The following is an 837-nucleotide window of genomic DNA, read 5'->3' on the forward strand; positions in this document are numbered from 1 at the left end:
AAGCATCAGTGTTACTGGACAGACTCGACTTTTCGGATGATACCAGAGCGCATTTCTCGAAGGGCTCCATATCGCCAGTCTGGAAGAGGTACTGCATAGAAGCCGCGATATAGGCGATGTTTTCGTAAAGTCCGTCTATGGTTTTCTCGTTGGCTTTATCAGAGAGCAGGGGCTTGGGAACGTTCTTCGGCTTCTCAGTACGGGTTGCGGGCTGGTGCTCGCCAGCGGATGTGTCGTACTTTTCGAGTTTTACCTCGCCCGTGTTTTTCGAGTTGCCGGGCAGAGTAGATGCACTCGATGATGAGCTGGAGGATGAAGCGCTTGACGATGAGCTCGGGGAGGACGAGCTCCCCTGCCCGAGGTCCGCGGGTTTGACGGCGGGGGCGCATCCGACAACGACGGCGGCAGATCCTGCGCCCAGCACACCCAAGGCAGCGCGGCGGGAGATATGGTGGGGTAAACGGGTTGGCATGTTTGCCCTTTCATCGGTGCTCTCAAGTGATGCGGTTACGAGCGAGGTTCCGGGTCTCAGCACATCTTTTTGCCCAAAACTGCGCAGTCAGGGGCGGAAGATAAGCCTCAACTTCCCAATTTGTTGCTCCATACCAGAGACATTACGTCGATTGTATCTTAGAGCTTTGTTGAACCCCGGGCTCCTGGACACGTCTTCATCATTTCGTTATCTATTTGCTCTCTATGTGGACTCGCTAGAGAGGGGCTGCGGCACGGCATAAAATCGCTCATGAGTACCATTCCGTATTAGCGGTTGAATATATCACCGGACTGTAGAAAAGTCTCTATATGAGCTTTACGATTAAACGAACATTGATAGTGAGC

General features: G+C 53.0%; 1 protein-coding gene. It reads right to left on the reverse strand.

The window, feature by feature from the left end:
• On the reverse strand, nucleotides 1-472 hold a 472-nt coding region (locus tag HMPREF2554_RS09250), incomplete at its 3' end, for a DUF6318 family protein (protein ID WP_246826055.1).
• Nucleotides 473-837: the final 365 nt, after the last annotated feature.

The sequence above is a fragment of the Rothia sp. HMSC071F11 genome (assembly GCF_001809115.1).
Lineage (GTDB): Bacteria > Actinomycetota > Actinomycetes > Actinomycetales > Micrococcaceae > Rothia > Rothia dentocariosa.